This window comes from Priestia sp. TRM10, from assembly GCF_057808375.1.
Genome location: NZ_JBJZOT010000013.1, coordinates 265,892 through 283,892 on the forward strand (window position 1 = coordinate 265,892; position 18,001 = coordinate 283,892).

The 18,001-nt window shown below is 36.0% G+C and carries 20 protein-coding genes; 11 read left to right on the top strand and 9 right to left on the bottom strand.

Annotated elements, in window-relative coordinates; genetic code table 11:
* Window positions 1–126: 126 nt before the first annotated feature.
* The 4 genes from ACK3CR_RS12640 (at window position 127) to ACK3CR_RS12655 (ending at window position 4,331) form a co-directional block, all read left to right on the top strand.
* Window positions 127–723 carry a TetR/AcrR family transcriptional regulator gene (locus tag ACK3CR_RS12640; protein ID WP_328123445.1) on the top strand — a complete coding sequence of 199 codons (597 nt, stop codon included), beginning with the start codon at window positions 127–129 and terminating at the stop codon, window positions 721–723.
* Between the two features lie 258 nt (window positions 724–981).
* Window positions 982–3,186 (top strand): MMPL family transporter, encoded by a 2,205-nt coding sequence (locus ACK3CR_RS12645; protein ID WP_488975514.1) that lies wholly within the window; start codon window positions 982–984, stop codon window positions 3,184–3,186.
* A gap of 57 nt (window positions 3,187–3,243) precedes the next feature.
* Window positions 3,244–3,975, top strand: a complete 732-nt coding sequence (locus ACK3CR_RS12650) for an alpha/beta fold hydrolase (protein ID WP_328123448.1) — start codon at window positions 3,244–3,246, stop codon at window positions 3,973–3,975.
* A gap of 131 nt (window positions 3,976–4,106) precedes the next feature.
* Window positions 4,107–4,331 carry a hypothetical protein gene (locus tag ACK3CR_RS12655; protein WP_243513580.1) on the top strand — a complete coding sequence of 75 codons (225 nt, stop codon included), beginning with the start codon at window positions 4,107–4,109 and terminating at the stop codon, window positions 4,329–4,331.
* A gap of 67 nt (window positions 4,332–4,398) precedes the next feature.
* Here ACK3CR_RS12655 and ACK3CR_RS12660 read toward each other — a convergent pair whose 3' ends face one another.
* From ACK3CR_RS12660 to psiE, 4 genes are all read right to left on the bottom strand, one after another.
* A complete protein-coding gene (locus ACK3CR_RS12660; protein ID WP_328123449.1) occupies window positions 4,399–4,791 on the bottom strand; it encodes a YxiJ family protein in 393 nt (130 codons plus the stop codon).
* A 63-nt stretch (window positions 4,792–4,854) separates the two neighbouring features.
* Complete coding sequence (locus ACK3CR_RS12665; protein WP_488975515.1) at window positions 4,855–6,075, bottom strand: DUF819 family protein; 1,221 nt, start codon at window positions 6,073–6,075, stop codon at window positions 4,855–4,857.
* Between the two features lie 146 nt (window positions 6,076–6,221).
* Window positions 6,222–6,872, bottom strand: coding sequence for a DUF421 domain-containing protein (locus tag ACK3CR_RS12670; protein WP_488975517.1), 651 nt, complete (start codon window positions 6,870–6,872; stop codon window positions 6,222–6,224).
* 77 nt (window positions 6,873–6,949) lie between these two features.
* Window positions 6,950–7,354: a phosphate-starvation-inducible protein PsiE gene (psiE, locus tag ACK3CR_RS12675; protein ID WP_243513575.1), complete on the bottom strand. Its 405-nt coding sequence runs from the start codon at window positions 7,352–7,354 to the stop codon at window positions 6,950–6,952.
* Between the two features lie 155 nt (window positions 7,355–7,509).
* On the opposite strand from psiE, the gene ACK3CR_RS12680 reads away from it, so the two are divergent.
* Window positions 7,510–8,034 (top strand): NAD(P)H-dependent oxidoreductase, encoded by a 525-nt coding sequence (locus ACK3CR_RS12680; RefSeq protein ID WP_243513571.1) that lies wholly within the window; start codon window positions 7,510–7,512, stop codon window positions 8,032–8,034.
* Window positions 8,035–8,071: 37 nt separating this feature from the next.
* On the opposite strand, the gene ACK3CR_RS12685 is transcribed toward ACK3CR_RS12680, so the two are convergent.
* Complete coding sequence (locus ACK3CR_RS12685) at window positions 8,072–8,833, bottom strand: SDR family oxidoreductase (protein ID WP_328123453.1); 762 nt, start codon at window positions 8,831–8,833, stop codon at window positions 8,072–8,074.
* 177 nt (window positions 8,834–9,010) lie between these two features.
* On the opposite strand from ACK3CR_RS12685, the gene ACK3CR_RS12690 reads away from it, so the two are divergent.
* Window positions 9,011–9,496, top strand: a complete 486-nt coding sequence (locus ACK3CR_RS12690; RefSeq protein ID WP_243513566.1) for a spore coat protein — start codon at window positions 9,011–9,013, stop codon at window positions 9,494–9,496.
* A gap of 126 nt (window positions 9,497–9,622) precedes the next feature.
* Here the strand turns inward: ACK3CR_RS12690 and ACK3CR_RS12695 are convergent, their stop codons facing one another.
* On the bottom strand, window positions 9,623–10,822 hold the full coding sequence (locus tag ACK3CR_RS12695) for an AGE family epimerase/isomerase (RefSeq protein WP_488975518.1): 1,200 nt from the start codon (window positions 10,820–10,822) through the stop codon (window positions 9,623–9,625).
* 455 nt (window positions 10,823–11,277) lie between these two features.
* On the opposite strand from ACK3CR_RS12695, the gene ACK3CR_RS12700 reads away from it, so the two are divergent.
* Window positions 11,278–11,451 carry a hypothetical protein gene (locus tag ACK3CR_RS12700; protein WP_328123457.1) on the top strand — a complete coding sequence of 58 codons (174 nt, stop codon included), beginning with the start codon at window positions 11,278–11,280 and terminating at the stop codon, window positions 11,449–11,451.
* A 140-nt stretch (window positions 11,452–11,591) separates the two neighbouring features.
* Here the strand turns inward: ACK3CR_RS12700 and ACK3CR_RS12705 are convergent, their stop codons facing one another.
* On the bottom strand, window positions 11,592–12,719 hold the full coding sequence (locus tag ACK3CR_RS12705; protein WP_243513550.1) for a 2-methylaconitate cis-trans isomerase PrpF family protein: 1,128 nt from the start codon (window positions 12,717–12,719) through the stop codon (window positions 11,592–11,594).
* Window positions 12,720–12,863: 144 nt separating this feature from the next.
* Here ACK3CR_RS12705 and ACK3CR_RS12710 point away from each other — a divergent pair, with 144 nt between their 5' ends.
* Window positions 12,864–13,724 carry a LysR family transcriptional regulator gene (locus ACK3CR_RS12710; protein ID WP_243513549.1) on the top strand — a complete coding sequence of 287 codons (861 nt, stop codon included), beginning with the start codon at window positions 12,864–12,866 and terminating at the stop codon, window positions 13,722–13,724.
* Window positions 13,725–13,922: 198 nt separating this feature from the next.
* The gene (locus ACK3CR_RS12715; protein ID WP_430239779.1) at window positions 13,923–15,233 is read left to right on the top strand and encodes a CitMHS family transporter; all 1,311 of its coding nucleotides are present in this window, start codon (window positions 13,923–13,925) and stop codon (window positions 15,231–15,233) included.
* Between the two features lie 43 nt (window positions 15,234–15,276).
* On the opposite strand, the gene yyaC is transcribed toward ACK3CR_RS12715, so the two are convergent.
* Complete coding sequence (gene yyaC / locus ACK3CR_RS12720) at window positions 15,277–15,810, bottom strand: spore protease YyaC (RefSeq protein WP_243513547.1); 534 nt, start codon at window positions 15,808–15,810, stop codon at window positions 15,277–15,279.
* Between the two features lie 123 nt (window positions 15,811–15,933).
* Entirely contained in the window at window positions 15,934–16,179 is a 246-nt protein-coding gene (locus ACK3CR_RS12725; RefSeq protein WP_019393115.1) for a hypothetical protein, read from the bottom strand.
* Between the two features lie 155 nt (window positions 16,180–16,334).
* Here ACK3CR_RS12725 and ACK3CR_RS12730 point away from each other — a divergent pair, with 155 nt between their 5' ends.
* A complete protein-coding gene (locus ACK3CR_RS12730) occupies window positions 16,335–16,805 on the top strand; it encodes a GNAT family N-acetyltransferase (protein WP_243513545.1) in 471 nt (156 codons plus the stop codon).
* A 149-nt stretch (window positions 16,806–16,954) separates the two neighbouring features.
* Window positions 16,955–17,980, top strand: coding sequence for a Gfo/Idh/MocA family oxidoreductase (locus ACK3CR_RS12735; protein ID WP_488975519.1), 1,026 nt, complete (start codon window positions 16,955–16,957; stop codon window positions 17,978–17,980).
* Window positions 17,981–18,001: the final 21 nt, after the last annotated feature.

Genomic DNA, 18,001 nt, shown 5'->3' on the forward strand with positions numbered 1-18,001 from the left:
GAAATGTTTAAAAAATGATAAGGAAGTTGCGAAGCTCCCTCCATACTCATCTGTGCTATCTTTTCTTAAATCATGTAAAATAAGAGATAAGGTTGAATTTAGCGGCTATGAAAGGAGCATACCCTTATGGAGAAAAAACGAACAAGAGCGGAAGAACTAGCATGGACAAGGGAGCGTATTTTAAAAACGGCACAAAATTTATTTATGGAGAAAGGCTATCGGGCAGTATCGACACGAGAAATTGCCTCTGAATGTGGTATTACACAGCCAGCATTATATTATCACTTTTCTGATAAAGAGTCATTGTACGTGGCAATGCTTCAAGGATTCGTTGCTAAGATTGGCAAACGTTTAAAGTCTGTGTCTAAACCAACAGTAGCAGAGCGATTAGAAACAATGCTTGAAGTTCTCTCTGAAGAACATCCGTCAAGCATGATGATGATGCTTCACGATACGCTCGTTGAATTTAAGGAAGAAAACAGAGGCTTTATTTTTAAGCTTTGGAAGGAAGCATATTTAGATTCGTTTGTTGCTGTTTTTGAAGAGATGAAAAACGAAGGAACATTAAGGGAACAAATCTCTCCGGAAGAGGCGGCACGCTTTTGTTTGCTTACTTTAGGACAAACAATGTCAACATGGGAAGGAAAACCACAATCTTTAGCAGGACAGTTCAAAACCCTTGTTGATCTTATTTTACATGGAACAAAGAAAACGGAAAGCTAGCACATCGAATGATTGTCAAAAAAAAGAGCACTGTGATATAAATGGGGGTGTGAGTAGGAATCCCCCCCGCAATATCGCACTATTAATATAATTTATCGGTTGATAAGTGAAATAGTTTTATGATATAACGTGAGTGAGGAGGTTGTGTTTATAAAACTTATCAATTGATTAATAAAGGAGAGAACCAGCAATGTAGCGCAGGGTAAGAAATTTTTTTAATGTATACTTATCAAGTGATAAATAGAAAGAAGGGATAATATGAATCACTTTATGAAAAAACTCATAAGTGGAATTGTTGGTAAAAAAGGTCGCTGGATTACTCTAATTGTATGGGTTTTACTTATTGGAGTTTTACAAATGGTGCTTCCGTCTTCAAGTACCTATACAGATGATAGCGTTGAGCCACTTCCAAGCAGTGAACCTTCTATGGAAGCTGCTCGTATTGTAGAAGAGAAGTTTCCAAACAGCGATGGTGTACCTGCCTTGCTTACATGGTATAACAAGGACGGCATTAGTGAAAAAGAGCTTACTGCTATTGCCTCTCTGTCAAAAGAGTTAAATGAAAGCAAGCTCCCTCATCAAGAGTTGGCAGTGCCGTATGATAAAATGCCAATGCCTGCTTTAAAAGAACTTGTTTCTGAAGATGGCACAACCTTTATTCAGACGGTTTTATTTGAAAAAGGAGCTTCTTCTGATGAATTAAAAGAAAGTCTTACAGAATTAGAGACGCGTGTAGATCGGGAGTTTGAAGGAAACCCTCTTAATGAAAAAATGACGTCAGACAGCCTTATTACTCGTGTTACAGGGCCTGCGGGAATTAGCGTTGATGCAACAGGCTTATTTAAAAATGCTGACGTTTCTTTATTAATTGGAACAGTTTTACTTGTCCTAGTATTTCTGCTGCTTATTTATCGTTCGCCAATTTTGCCTTTTGTTCCCCTTATTGCAGTTGGAGCGGCTTATGCTGTTGCAACACCAATTCTCGGTGCTCTCGCAAAGGCTGGCTATATAAGTTATGATTCTCAAGGTATTTCCATTATGACAGTTCTTCTTTTCGGAGCTGGAACAGATTATTGTTTATTTTTAATTTCGCGCTTTCGTCTTTTCCTCTATGAAGAAGGAAGTCGTCTTCGAGCTTTAAAACGTGCATTTTTAGATACGTCGGGAGCCATTGGAGTAAGTGGTTTAACCGTTGTTTCAGCACTTTTAGTTTTACTTGTTTCTCAATATGCTACAATTCACAACTTTGCCATCCCGTTTAGCTTATCTATTTTTATTATGATGATTTCATCTTTAACACTTGTGCCAGCACTTTTAAGTATTCTTGGTAGAAGCGCATTTTTCCCATTTGTGCCAAGAACAGAAGAGATGGAAAAAGAAAGAGCACAGGAAAAAAATAAAAAAGTTAAGCTTCACAAGCAATCTCGTTTTTGGTATAAAATTGGAGCTTATTCAGCTAACAGGCCTGTTCGTACCGTTATCATTACACTCTTGTTTCTTATTGTGAGTTCCACATTTGTAACAGGAATTAAATATTCATATGATACGCTTTCAGCATTTCCGAAAGATACGCCGTCTCGCGAAGGCTTCGACCTTATTAGCGACGGATTTGGAGCAGGAGATCTTGCTCCTTTAACAGTTGTCTTTGAACAAAATGATGAAACCGAGAATATTAAAAACGATCTTGCTCGTTTAGACGGAATAAGTCGTGTTGAAAATCCGGAAACGAGTCAAAGTGATCAAAATTTTGTTTCTTATAAAGTTGAACTTGAACAAAATCCGTATAGTAATGAAGCGATGAATGATGTAGAACAGTTGCGTAAAGATCTTAAAGAGCTTTCAGATGACAAAGGATTTGAAAATGTCTGGATTAGTGGTCAAACGGCAGAGCAGCTTGATCAAAGAACAGTTATTGCTCAAGATGAGATGAAGATTATTAGTTTCGTCATCGTTGTAGTAGCCCTGCTTCTTTTACTTTATTTACGTTCTATTGTGGCAATGGTGTACTTAATTGCAACAGTATTAATTTCATTTACGAGCGCACTTGGGCTTGGCTGGATTATTCTTCATTATGGATTTGATATAGGAGCTATTTCAGGGCTTATCCCTATTTATGCTTTCGTCTTTATTGTGGCTCTTGGAGAAGATTACAACATCTTTATGATTTCAAACATATGGGAAAAGAAAAAAGAGTTGCCGCTTAAGGAAGCAATAAAAGAAGGAGTTGGCCAAAGCGGTGGTGTAATTACGTCTGCAGGAATTATTTTGGCAGGAACGTTCGCTGTACTTACAACACTTCCGATTCAAGTGCTTGTTCAGTTTGGCTTAATTACAGCAATTGGAGTTTTGCTTGATACGTTCATTGTTCGTCCACTGCTCGTTCCAGCGATTACAAGTCTATTAGGAAAATGGGCATTCTGGCCTTCAAAGCTTGGAAAGGTCAAAGCAAGAGAAGAGAATTAAGCGAAGAAATCCTTTGAACTTTGTTCAAAGGATTTCTTTAAAAAGGAGAAAGAAAAGATGAAAAAAGGAATCAAATACAGCCTTATTACGGTTTTTGTTTTGCTTCTTATTGGAGTAGGAAGCTTTTTTGTTTGGTCACAACTTACATATGAACCATCAAAAGAGCTTACAACACTTGTTAATATTGAAAATATACAGCACGAAGACGATGCTGTTATTCTTCAACCTAAAAAAAGCAATGGAAAAGGAATTATTCTTTATCCTGGAGCAAAAGTAGAGCCAGAGGCATACAGCTACTATGGAAAAAAACTAGCTGAAGATGGCTATTTTGTGGCTATTCCACATGTTTTATTGAACTTTTCCATTTTTGATCAAAATAGAGCAGAAGATATTATTGAAAAATACGATGACATTGAAGAGTGGTATATTGCAGGACATTCTCTTGGAGGTGTTAGTGCCGCTTCTTATGCCTATAAACATCCAAAAGAGATAAATGGCGTTATTTTCCTTGGGTCTTATCCAAATGAAAGTAATGATTTTTCGGAAAAAGAACTTCCAATGCTGTCTCTCTACGGGGAGCTTGATGGTTTATCAACTAAAAAGAAAATAGCACAAACTCATCATCTCTTATCTAAAGGTGCAGTTGTGCATGAAATTAAGGGTGGAAATCATGCTCAGTTTGGACTATATGGAAAACAAAAAGGAGATAACAAAGCGACAATCACGTCTAAACAACAGCAAGATGAAATGGTTCGTGTGACAAAAGAATGGCTTCAAAAGGTGAGTTAAAAAGATGATTATATGAGAAACATATCCTCTTAGGTGGTAGGGAGATAAATTAAACATGTATTAACTATAGTTTAACCAATTTTTAACATTAACCTTGTATCCTTTCAAGGAGACTTGAAAGGAGTGACAAGATGGGAAAGAGAAACAAAGTTCGTATAAAAGCAGTAATTATTTTAAGCTTCTTACTCGGTTTCCTAGCCTTTTCAATATATGTGTATCATCAATACGAAATAATAAAAGAAAAAAGCGTGCTCAAATACGAAGGAAATCTCGGCATTTTCAGTGAGATAGGATGGAAGGTAGATAATGAAGGAAAGGGAGGATATGTTCAGTTTTTAAACAGGAGTAAAATGTAATGTAGGAGATATTTTCACTCGTTTTTGTAGAAAGAATCAAGGATGAAGAGAATGAAAAGAGAAGGGGTTATTTACTTAAAACCCCTTCGTTCTCTACATAGCGTAAAATAAGTCTTCGTGCTTCTTCATTTCTAGCATACTCCCGATAAAAAAGCGGGTACTGGTTCATCTTGTTTTCTAAAAAAATATATTGAGGAAAAGCTTCAAAGAAAGTGAGACTAAGAGCATTCATCTGTCGCTCAGGAATTTTCGTTCCTTTTCCGCGCAAAACGTAATTAACGCTTCCTACAATGTTCATCATGTATGTATTAAGATCAGCATTAAAACAAGCTTCAGACGTTAAACACTCTTTAAAATCTTTCTTAATATTCTTTGTTTCTTCATACGGGAAAGGATCGTATAGTTCCTCATTTATTTCTTTTAACCTTTCATAAATCACTATGTTATCGATTGTAGGCACCGCCTTTTACAAAATATACTAAACTATTGAATATAATACCACTATTTGGATGGTTTGGTGCATTTAAAATGTTAAAAACCAGTGACCAAGTAGAAATCCAATATAGTTTCCAATAATATACCCTAATGTGCCAACAACTAAAATAGGCCCTACTAAATTTCTCCATCCTTTTGCAATTGCCATTGCACTTGCTGTTGTTGGACCTCCTACTGTTGCATTGCTTGCTAGAACAATATGTTCAAGATCAAGCTTAAATAGTTTTCCAAGCAGAAGTCCTGTTCCTAAGTTAAATAAACCAACAATTGAAACGAATAAAATTAAAAGCGGCGCTTTTTCAATAATTAAAGAAATTGAAGCAGGGGCACCAATTACAACAAAGAAAATGTAAATAAGATATGTGCCAAGTTCTTGTCCGCCTCTTATTTTATTAAAATAGTTTGGGAAGAAGTAGATAAAAAGGAACGTAAGCGTTGAGAGGAGCAAATATTTTTCTCCTAACATACCATTTAGAAAAACTACAATCCCTGAAGTATTTTCATCACTAGGAATGACACGATCGAAAAATTCGGCTAGTTTAAATGAAAGAACAACTAAGAAAAAAGAAGTCCCAACAGAGGCGGCGACATCTTTTAAGGAAATTTCCTTTCTACGCCAATACTTTGATGCAAGTGTTTCTTCTTTATTTACTCTTCCACGTTCAAGCTCATCAATACGCGGAGTGTTAAACCGTTTTTTAAAAAACAAAAGAGATGGAATGAGCATAAAAAGAGCAAACATAGCAGCCATCACCATATTATCTGCTACAACGGTTGCTGATACCATTTCACTAGAAGGTTCGAACCGGGCTGTTACAGCCGCAAAATTAACACCGCCTCCAACATAAGAAGCAGCAATAGCAGCAGAGAGTTTGGCAAGCTCTGGAATATAATCTTTCAAAAGAAAGAAACCAATTGAGCTTCCGATAACAGTACCAATAGCACAAATCAAGAAAGTTAAAATAAGCTTTTTACTTTCTTGAAAAAGTTCTCTCATATTAATGTTAAAAAGTAAAAGGGGGATTGCGAGTGGAACAAGGTATGTCCATACATTATCATACACAGGAGACTCTGTTGGAATAATGTTAAGGTTGGAAAGAATGAGAGCGCCAAGTAGGGCAATTACGGCTCCTGACAGGACTGAGGCCCACTTATATTTCTGTTCAAGAAAAATACTAATCGAGGCCCAAACAGCCAATATTCCCCAAAGCATCCACGTATCGTCAGAATGAACAATTGTATTTATCATATAATCCTCCTTTTCCTTAAACAGAGGTTGATTCATGATGTGAAAAACTGTTAAAGAGATATAATTAGCTGTATTGTAGCATATAGAGAAAATGAAAAAGCAAACAAAAGCTTTCTCTGCTTGTGTGAAAGGAAAGAAAGCTTTTTTTACTCTATTGCTGCTTTATTATCAAGCATTTCAATATAAAATTCTTCATTTGTATAACTACAAATGAAAATATCTTGAATTTTCTCGTTTCCTAACTTTGTTAACTCTTCTTTTAACCATTTTTCATCTTTATTAATCAGATGAAGATGTTGTCTTTGAATATTTCCATCTAGAATAAGCGGAAGTGAAAAATCATCTTTATGCTGAAAAACCGATAAATGGCCCGTTGGTTCTAAAAGAGCAAAGCTTACTTTTGAGATGTCTGCAATATCTTTGCTGCGAAGTTGAAGATATAAATCATCTAACGTATAGCCGAGGTCACTCATCACCTTTTGATTACATTTTCCATGTTCAATAACAAGTGAAGGACGCCCATCCATTATGGCTCGAGCTTTTTGACTTTTAAGCGTTACTTTAGAAAGGATAAACTGAATAATAATTAGTAAAATAATAGGAAGAAGCCCTTTGAAAATGGAGCTTTCAGGATTTTCAATGGTTAATACAGCTAAGTCTGCAATCATAAGGGTAATGCCAACATCTAAAACACTAACGTCTCCGAGGTCTTTTTTTCCTGTTAAGCGAAAAAAGATTAGGATGACAACAAACATAAACGGCGTGCGTAAAAGCAGATGAAAATATTCGTCCATCATTTTCGCTCCTTCACATAATCTAAAAGGATGTTTTATAAGTAGGTTTGTCAGATGATGGTTTTTTATGCGAGGATTTTTTAGTCATCACGAACAAAGCGCAGATTAGCAAGAAGAAGAGAAATAATAAGAGTTAAAATGGCTAGCGTATAGACGAACGTTGTCATTGGTTCTTCATGATTAACGATAATCAATCGAACAATGGCTGTAACTGCAATATAAATAAAATAGCGAAGGGGAAAATGATTGTTGTTTTGAAAGTATTTCACAACAAGACTTAAAAATTCAAAGTAAAGGAAATAAACGAGAATGCCCTCAACAAGAGAGTAGTAAGACGTTTTGTCATCGTGTAGCGCAAGGCTTTGAATCAGAAAAATGGTTTTTTTAACAAGAAACAAAGAAAGAATAATGCCTAAAAAGAAGATCATTGTATTTAAAATACGCTGAAAGAAAATAGAAGCATAGTTATCGTGATTTCCTTTCACAGTTTGTCACTCCTTCAAAGATGGATAGCACATCGGCTATTCTTTAAATATATTCACCTAAGGAAAAAACATGTCCATAATCAAAAGTGTAATCATTAGGCTGAAATGAACTAGGCTGTTAAAATAGAAACAAGAAAATAAAAGGAGGATTTCATATGAAGGTTTTAGTGATTATCGCTCATCCTGCAATTGAACAATCAACAGTTAATAAAGCATGGAGGGAAGAGCTGAAAAAGCATGATAATATAACAGTTCATGAACTTTATCAAGAATATAAAGAAGAGATCGATGTGAAAAGAGAGCAAGAACTTTGCGAAGCGCATGACCGTATTGTGTGGCAATTTCCGTTCTATTGGTATAGCTCTCCTTCACTTTTAAAAGAGTGGCAAGATAAAGTACTTACATACGGATGGGCATATGGATCAAATGGGAATGCGCTGCATGGAAAAGAGCTCATTTTAGCGGTTACAACAGGAAGTGGCGAAGAGAAGTATAGAGCAGGAGGACTTAATCATTATTCAATGAGCGAGCTGTTGAAGCCTTTTCAAGCAACAAGTAATTTAATTGGAACAACTTTTTTACCTTCGTATCTTTTTTACGGTACGTCCGAAGCAACAAAAGAAGAAATTCAGAAAAGTGCTAAAGAGTACGCGGAGTACATTTTAACACCCCTATCATAGAACTTCCCCCTCGCTTTATAAGGAAGCGAGGGGGAAGTTAAAAGTCAGGATTTCCTTTTAAAAACCCTTCCCACGCTTTTTTCATTCCTTCTTCATTTTCCTCTAGTGAAGCATGAAGCCTTCTTTCCGAATCTTCATAGCCAATTTCTAAGTCTCCTTTTTCAAAGCGTTCAAAAATCGAGTCAGCAAAAGCATTTAATGGAGCCCCAAACGTATGAAGCCCAACCCCTCCTAAATCTGTATTCACAGCTGGTGGAAACACTTCTATAACGGATATATGAGTATCCTCAAGCTGAAGGCGCAGAGAAGTTGTAAAAGAGTGAACAGCTGCTTTTGTAGCACTATAAATAGGCACCCATGCCCCAGGTCTTATTGCTAATCCTGATGAAATGTTAATGATTGATGCATCTGTTCGAGTTAAAAAGTAAGGAATAAATAACATGGAAAGGTGGATTAGTCCTTCAACATTAATGTGGATTTCCTTGCTGTAATAGTCCCAACTCTCCGTTGCTTTTAACACATTTACTCTTTGCTGAATTCCAGCATTATTTACTAATACATTAATATCCGGAAAGTGAGACGTAACCCATTCAAATAAAGAAATTCGTTCTTCTTGTTTAGAAAGATCACATACTTTTGTATGCAGTTCAGGAAATTTTTCTTTTGCTTCCTGAAGCTTTTCTTCGCGACGACCTACAATAATAACGTTGTTTCCTTTTTCTAAGAAGCGCTCGGCAAAAGCTAACCCAATTCCTGAGCCTCCCCCTGTAATGAGGACGGTATTTCCAGCCATTTTCATTTTGTATTCCTCCCTTTTTTAAGAAGCTTTTTTTTATTCATTTTCACCCTTTTAGATTTACCAAACATTTTATAAACATGCTTTCTACAAATGAAGAATTGAATCAGGACAATTAACCATTTTTTCGTTTCAGAATAAGATGGGTTGACGAACAAAGAGATTAGAGGAGGCATCATCATGTCTACGGAAGAACGCAGAACACTAGCATGGCACGAGACGCTTGAAATTCATGAGCTTGTTGCTTTTCAATCCAATGGGTTAATAAAGCTTAAGAAAATGATAAAAGAAGTGAATGATCCAGAATTAAGAGAAATTTATCGAAAATCTATCCTTGATATTGAAGGCAATATTAAAGAGCTTATTCCATTTTATTCCTTGGCTCCAGCCGGTCGAGAAGAAGAGTTGCGAAGTGACCTTGGGTTTTATTCAGGAGATTTATTAGGACTTTTAAAAACTTCTGTTCGTAACTATTCAATTGCTATTACGGAAACAGCTACTCCTTCTTTACGCAATGTACTTACAAATCACCTTTTAAAATCTATTAAAGGGCATGCACAAATCTTTAACTATATGTATAAAAAAGGATACTATCCTTCATATGATTTAAATGCCCTTTTAAGCAATGATTTAAAAATAGCAAATAAAGCGCTTCAAATGAGGTGAACATCTTGAGCTACGGAGATCGATAATTTTATCGGCCTTTTGTGTTCAACTTGTACAGAGTGTAAAACTATTCCTAGACGAAAGAGAGGTTAGCTTGGGCTAACCTCTCTATTTCACTTTGAAATTTTATAAAAATGAAAGGGCCTGCATTACTTGATAACAAGCGGATGCTGGGTGATAGTCTGTTTTAGGTGCTGAACTCTTTTCCTCACTGTAAGGTTTGTTTTGCTCGCTAAGCAGTGGATACCAAGCTCCATAAGTATGATCAATAAAATGCTTATTACAGTAGGAGAATGTTTCATTATAGTAATCCCAAAATGAATTTTCTCCTGTTTTGGTTGCTAGGAGAGCAGATGCTGCAATAATTTCTGCCATTACCCAGTAATTTTTGTCATGATCAATAACCGTTCCTTCTGGAGACAGTGAATAATACATTCCACCAAAGATTTGGTCCCAAGCTCTTTTCCAAGCTGTTAGAAAGAGCTCCTTTGAACGAGAAAGCATCCATGGTTCTGACTTGTGACGATCTATCCAAAGAAGCAGTTTACTCCATTCTACTTGATGTCCTGGCACAAACCCATATGGGCGAAATTCATCTTTTGTATCCATCTTGTTGTACTCCCAATCTGGTGTCCAATCTTCTTTGAAATGTTCCCATATCATCCCACCTGTTTGTTCAGCAAGTTCTCCTGTAACATATCTAGCAAGATGATAGGCTCTATTTATATATTTTTTATCTCCTGTTGCTTCAAAAGCTGTTAGCAGTGCTTCACACATATGCATGTTGGCATTTTGCCCTCTGTATGAAGAAGACTTTGTCCAATCTTCATTCCATTCCTCCATATAATAGCCATACTCCGAATCATAAAAATATTGTTCTGTAATGGAAAAAAGATTGTTTACGACATTTTCAGCTCCAGGAATTCCCGCTTGAAGAGCAATAGAAGAGGCGAGCAATGCAAAAGCATGCCCATAGGCTTGTTTTGAAGAATCTACAACTTCTTGGTTTTCTAATTCAAAAAAATACCCCTTATTTTCTTTATCACGATGATGATTCTCAAGAAACTGGAGCCCATGGTGAGCTGCTTTCTTGCACCATTCAGGACCGTCCAAAAGAGCTCCAAGGCTAAAGATATAGATGAAGCGAGAAGTACCAACAAGATGTTTTGTTTCTTCATCCATAATTGTTCCATCTCTTAAAAATCCGTTAATATATCCACCGTTCTTTTTATCAATACATCTAGGATAATAAAAAGATAAAATGTCAAAAACCTGTTCTCTTAAATACTCTTTATCTTTAAAATTTAATGTTTGTTCTGCATTCATCTCATCTACCGCCCTATGAAAGATAGTATATAAAAGAACGTTACCCTTTCTTTTTTGTGATAAACTTTCAATATGAATATTTGGATATATATGGATTTGTGGGGGGTGGGATATTATGTGATTGCAGGAACGAGTAGGATCGAAGAAGCACTAGCTAAAAGGATCTTAAATAAGAAGAAAAAAATTAAATTATGAGTTTATTAAGAAGAGGAAATATAGAGTTAGAAAAGCTAGCAGAGAGACAAAATAAATCATTCTGTTTTTATCAACTAAATTTACGAGAAACCGAAAAGATAGAAACGAAAATAAAGATTATATGCCAAAATATCACTGCTGCCGAAGGAGTATGCTTAATTAATAATGCCGCGATATTAACTCGAGTTGCTCCATTGTGATAAAAGAATATTGAATATTTCTTCAGAGTCTGTTCACAAAGTTGCTATAGCACGTCAAAGGTGGGCCTTGACTCTTTCACAAAAAATGTTTCGTTAGAACAAAAGGAAATTCGTTCCATTCGTAAAGATGATTTTCTGCTTGTTCATTTATTTCAAGAAGCATATGAAAAAGGAGAGCTTCAGACAGCAGGTGAAACGACAAGTCTTCACCTAGATAGAGCTGCTGATTCATGAAGAATTTGGGGAAGAGGTAATTGTTGAAAACTTAGCAAGTGCGAAAAAGTAAAGAAGAAGGGAGATATGTAAAGAAAAGCCTTAATTGTTGTTAAGGCTTTTTAGCAACAGAATATTACTAGAAGTTTAAATGTAGAAGGTTAGGCGAGATTGCAAGATATCTCATAGTTATGTTTTGTATAAACATAACCTTCGAAAATTTTCCGAGCTGTACGAGCTACTTTAATGTTTTGAATATGACCTGCTTCAATATCAACTTTTGTTTCCATAATGCCTGCTGGGTGACCTAAACGAAATATAGCATTGTTCACTTTTACTAGGTCAGAAACAATGGTATCTTCTAAGAAAGCTGAGGCTGTAGAACAAATAGCTCCTGTAATCGCTAATGCTTGATGAGGTTTTTGCATAGACATCATTCGAATGACAAGATTCATATTTTTGGCTTCTCTATTTACACCTGTTACATCCGTATAGTTCATAGGGGGAGCAATGAGAGTTAGCTTTGGAACAGCTGGGGTTTTTACGGTTGCCTTTTCTTTAGGAGAAAAACCGCACAGTTCAGCAGCAATGGAACGAATACTTTCAAAAAAATCTAATTGTTCAGGTGTGTATTCATGTGGTAATTCCGTTCCAGTTAAACCGATGTCCGCAGCCCGTATAAATACAAGTGGATTCGCAACATCTACAATTGAGATCTGCAAGATTTTATCTTTCACTTTTATTGTATCTTTAGGATTTCCAGTCGGAAAAAGTTTTCCTGTCACAGCTCCTTCACTTTTGGTGAAAGAAAGATAGATAGGGGAACCTGTACCAGGTACGCCTGGAATTGAAAAGCTTCCATCTGTTTTTACATGTCCATCTTTCACTTCAACGTCTGCCGTAATAAGCTTTTTCGTATTTGTGTTGAAAATTCTTACTGTTGTAATTGGTTCTACCGCTTGGACAAGTCCTTGCTCAATAGCATATGGGCCAACTGCTGATGATATGTTTCCACAGTTTCCTTTAAAATCAACGGTCTGATTTGTTAAACTCACTTGTCCAAATGTATATTCAACATCAATATGAGGAGAAGCGGATTTACGAATAATAGCAGATTTACTTGTTAAAGAGTTCCCCCCTCCAAGACCATCAATTTGACGTTGATCAGGACTTCCCATTATATCAAGCAGAAAAGCTTCCCATTGAGAATGATCTGAAGGCATATGATCATAGTTAAAAAATACGGCCTTGCTTGTTCCACCGCGCATTAAAGCTACAGGTACTTTCATGAGGATAACCACCTTTATAATAAGATTTTATTTGGTACCGCTTCCTTTACAAATATAGTATGATATGTTTGATTATAAGTAAAATACATATTTTTAAAGTAATAGTATAAAAGAATTTTATAATCCAGATAGGGAGGAATTAGAATGGATGAAAAGGATTGGGTAGCCATTAAAACGCTGTATGAAGAGAAAAATATAAGCAGAGCGGCAGAGCGCCTTTACATATCACAGCCTGCTTTAACGTACAGGCTTAAAAACTTAGAAAATGAGTTTGGTACTTCTATATTTTTAAAAGTTAAAGGGGGGATTGAATTTACTTCAGAAGGTATTCACTTGGCTAGTTATGCAGAAGAAATGATTAAAAAGCTGCAGCTTACAAAAGATTATATGTTGAATATGAAAAATGAGGTTAGAGGCACTCTAAGGTTGGGAGCGTCGAGTAATTTTGCTCAATATAAACTGCCAAAAATTTTAAAACAGTACTCAAATCAGTTTCCACTTGTTCAGTTTAACGTAAACACAGGGTGGAGCACAGAGATTATGAACCTTTTAAACTCCTCGGTTGTGCAACTTGGCATTTTACGAGGAAATTATCGCTGGCATGGAATGAAGACGCTTCTTCACAGAGAGCGCCTTTGCTTAATTTCAAAAAGGGAAGTAAATTTAAACGAATTACCAACAATCCCGTTCATTAACTATAAAACAGATAGCTCTTTAAAAAATCTTATTACAGGATGGTGGAATGATCGATTTTCAATGCCTCCTCGTGTCACAATGGAAACCGACCGGCAAGAAACATGCAAAGAGATGGTGAAAAATGATTTAGGTGTTTCTATTCTTCCGGAGATTTGCATGCAGCCTTCCGATAATCTTTATACATATGGTCTTTCTTATAAAAATGGTGAACCTGTTCTTCGTAATACTTGGCTTATGTACCATCAAGATTCATTAAAACTTACCGCTGTAAAACAGTTTATTGATTTCATAAATAAGATAAAACTATAAAAGTACGCATTGCGTGCTTTTTTCTTTTAAATTTGGATTATAAGTTTTTTTTAATCTTTTTATCAAAAAAATATATTTTACACATCGAAATATTTAGACTAATCTGTAAATAATAACGAGGGGAAATTTATATGCTTTGCTTCATTGTCTCTTAAGATTTTGTAAGCGATTTCTTTTTTATAAGGGGAGGGAATTAACATTTTAACATTTCTAGGAATAGCAATGGTTATTGTTTTTACGTATTTAATGATGTCTAAACGTCTATCACCAGTAGCCGCACTTACCATTATCCCTATTGTTTTTGCTTTAATAGGGGGATTTGGGTCCCAAATTGGGGAGATGATGCTTGACGGTTTAAAAATCGTAGCTCCTTCCGCAGCTCTTTTATTATTTGCAATTCTCTTTTTTGGTATTTTGATAGATGCAGGTCTTTTTGATCCACTTATTCGAACAATGCTCAAAATTGTGAAGGGAGATCCTGTAAAAATTGCGATTGGAAGTGCAGTGATAGCTATGACGGTTGCATTGGATGGAGATGGCACAACAACTCATATGATTACTATTTCTGCTATGCTACCGCTATATTTAAGACTTGGAATGAATCCTTTAATCTTGGCTACCGTCTCATTGCTTTCCGTTAGTATTATGAGTGGAATGACTCCATGGGGAGGACCTGCTACAAGGGCGATTGCTTCGCTTAATTTAGATGCAAATGAGTTTTTTATCGGTATTATTCCCACAATGTTAGCAGGAATGATGTGTATTGTTTTTACGGCTTATATGCTTGGGAGAAAAGAGCGAAAGCGCCTTGGAGTCATCACAATAAAGGAAGCTGCAGAGATGAAAAGCGCCATTAGTGAAGCTGCAGTCACTTCTATTGCACAAGATAACTTAAAACGACCAAACTTAAGATGGCTGAATTTGATTTTAACTATCACTGTTATGGTTGTTCTAATTATGGGTTTAATTCCCATTCCAGTCTTGTTTCTAATTGGTTTTGTCGTAGCATCTGTTATTAATTATCCAAATATAGAGCAGCAGAGAGAGAGGATTATAGCTCATGCAGGAAATGCAATTACGGTTGTTACCCTTGTATTTGCCGCCGGTATCTTTACAGGGATTTTTTCTGGTACAAAAATGGTGGATGCTATAGCTAATTCTCTAGTCGCTATTATCCCCGAATCACTAGGATCGTTCTTTCCTATTGTTGTGGCTTTAACAAGTATGCCTTTTACTTTTATTTTATCTAACGATGCTTACTATTTTGGGGTTTTACCTATTTTAGCTGAAGCAGGAACAAGTTATGGAGCGACAGCTGCTGAAATTGCACGAGCCTCTGTGTTAGGTCAGCCTATTCACTTTTTAAGCCCTCTTGTTGCTTCAACACTCTTGCTCGTCGGAATGGTAAAAAAAGATCTTGGTGAGATTCAAAAGTTTGCTTTTATATGGGCTCTTATTTGTTCACTAGTAATGATCGTAATCTCAATTATCACAGGAGCTATTATATAAAAAAGCGGTTGTATAACTAGTAGAGGTTATACAACCGCTTTTTTCATAAATGCTGAACATTTTCTAATGAAGCTTGATATATGGCTTCCGAAATAGCTAGAGCAAGATTTCTTACTATATAAAGACGTGTATCGTTGAGGAATTGAGTAGAAGGGAGGGGATCAACATAGTTTACAACGCCTGTGATATGAAAATCACCTGTTTTGGGAAGCAGTTTCTTTAAGGCTTTTCCAGGAACAACAGGCCCTTTTTTAAGAAAAGCAGACCCAACATGATCCTCATCCCCTAAAGAAGCATCAATGCTGATGATTAGAGATTTCTTAAATCTTTTGGTGATTTTTTTTAACGTATCTTCTAAATTAAACGCATGAACAGGGGTCTCTAACGTTCCATAAACTTCAAAGGGAACTTTTTTTTCTTTGAGCATTGTTCCAACTAAAGGACCTAAAGAGTCTCCAATAGATCGATCTGATCCTATACATAAAAAGATAATGTCACGATGTTCATACTCTTTAGACTGCATAATATGAGCGAGATCTGATGTTAGCTTTATGAAGCTTTGTTCAGCGGAATTCACGAGAAAAAAGTCCTCCTTTGCTTTATAAAAATAATGTGTTTTCTTGTTATTATACGAGTAAAAGAAAAGAAGTGCATTAAATAAGAAAGGTAAATAAAAAGACTCAAGATAGTCTTGAGTCTTTTAGCGATTCAATTTGGCATGGTTAATAAATGTTTGTTCTTCTTCCACAAGCCCGCACGTTCCACACTGAACTTTTCGTTCTGGTCCTTTGTAAGCTAAATGGAATGCATCCCGATTGCTATCATCATATTCATTTGTAATTTCTCCAGACTGTGGATCCATTTTTACAGATTGAGCAACTTGAGAAATAAGGTTGAAACGAGTGCGATTGGTTTTGCAGCTTGGGCAAAGATATGGATTTGTCATATATTAGCACCTCCTCTTTCTCTAATATCTCCATGTTCTTTACGTTCATGCGTTTTCTTAACTATTTCTGTCAAGAATGAATGTTTACTCTAGACTAAAGCAAAAGCTTGGTGTTTATAATGAGAAGAAAGATGAGTGGAAAAGGAGCGGAAAAGATGATCATTTATGAATTGAAAGAGAAAATGGAGCTTTTCAATCATGCAGTAGAATTCTTTTGGAATGCTTGGGGAACAAAAACTAATCAGCATTTTTATCAAGATTGTATGCTTCATTCTTGTTATACAAATGAAGAGCTACCCCGTTTTTACATTATGGTGAACGGAAATGAAATTATTGCTTCTTACGCTTTACTACGAACAGATTTCATCAGTCGACAAGATTTAATGCCTTGGTTCTCCTGTCTTTATGTGAAAAAAGAATGGAGAGGAAGGGGCTTAGGTCAACGCCTTTTAGAGCATGGAATTCAAAAAGCAAAAGAGAAAGGATTTGATGAGCTCTACCTGTCAACAGAGCTTGAAGACTATTATGAAAAATATGGATGGGACTATATGAAAGATGGTTATTCTATTGAAGGAGAGAAACTGAGAATTTATATCAACACTTCTTTATCATACACAAAGGACTAAAGCTTTTTTCTGCTTTGTCCTTTGTGTATTTTTCTGAATAATAAAAAAAGATATTGACCTTACAGATGAAAATGCTTACAATCAGTTTATAAGGAAAGAGCTTTCCTAAATTATTTAGTTAGAATAGAACAAACATAGGAGTGTTGGAGATGAAGAAAATTAGAATTGGTCTAGTTGGTGCAGGAAGAATGGGAGCTTTTCATGCAGAAACAATAGAAAAGCGACTTTTTGGAGCAGAATTATATGCTGTAGCAGATCCTGTGAGTGGAGCTGCTGAAAAATTAATTCATACACTAGGTTCGTCAGCTAAAGCGTATGATAATCCATCAGATATGTTTAAAGATCCCAATATAGATGGAGTTGTGATTGCTTCTCCAGCTAGAACGCATGCTGAAAATATTATTAGAGCAGCGCAAAATGGAAAAGCTGTGTTTTGCGAAAAACCAATGGCTATAACGATTGAGGAAGCAGATCGGGTAATTCAAACAGTTAATGAGTACAACGTTCCTCTGCAAGTAGGATTTAACCGCAGATTTTCAAAAGATTTTAGAAGCGCACATCTTGAGATTTTACAAGGAGATCTTGGAACGCCGCAGCTTTTACGTTCTTTAACAAGAGATCCAGTATTAGCGGACCCAGCCCCTGTTCCAGAGTGGACAATATTTTTGGAAACGCTCATTCATGACTTTGATATTTTAAACTATCTAAATCCAGGATCTCTTCCTGTAGAAGTATATGCTGTAGCAGATGCTTTAGTTAGACCGGATTTTAAGGAAAGAGGTTTCCTAGATACAGCTGTTGTGACAATTAAATATGATAATGGAGCAATTGCTACCGCAGAAGCCAATTTTCAAGCTGTATATGGATATGATGTAAGAGCAGAAGCGTTTGGTTCAAAAGGGATGATGACAATTGGAAGTATTCGAGAATCTAATATGACGCGCTATAACAAAGATGGAGTAAGTTATAATACACTTCGCTATGATCAGCATCTATTACACGATGCTTATGTAGAAGAATTAGCTTCTTTTGTAAATGCTGTTCAAAATAACGAAAAAACAGCAGTTGGAGGAGAAGAAGCAAGAATGGCCCTTCTTATTGCACGTGCTTGCATTGAATCTGTTGTGCAAAAGAAACCAATTCAAATCGAGCACAATGTTTCAAATCTTGTATAAGAAAAGACAGAGAAGAGCTTT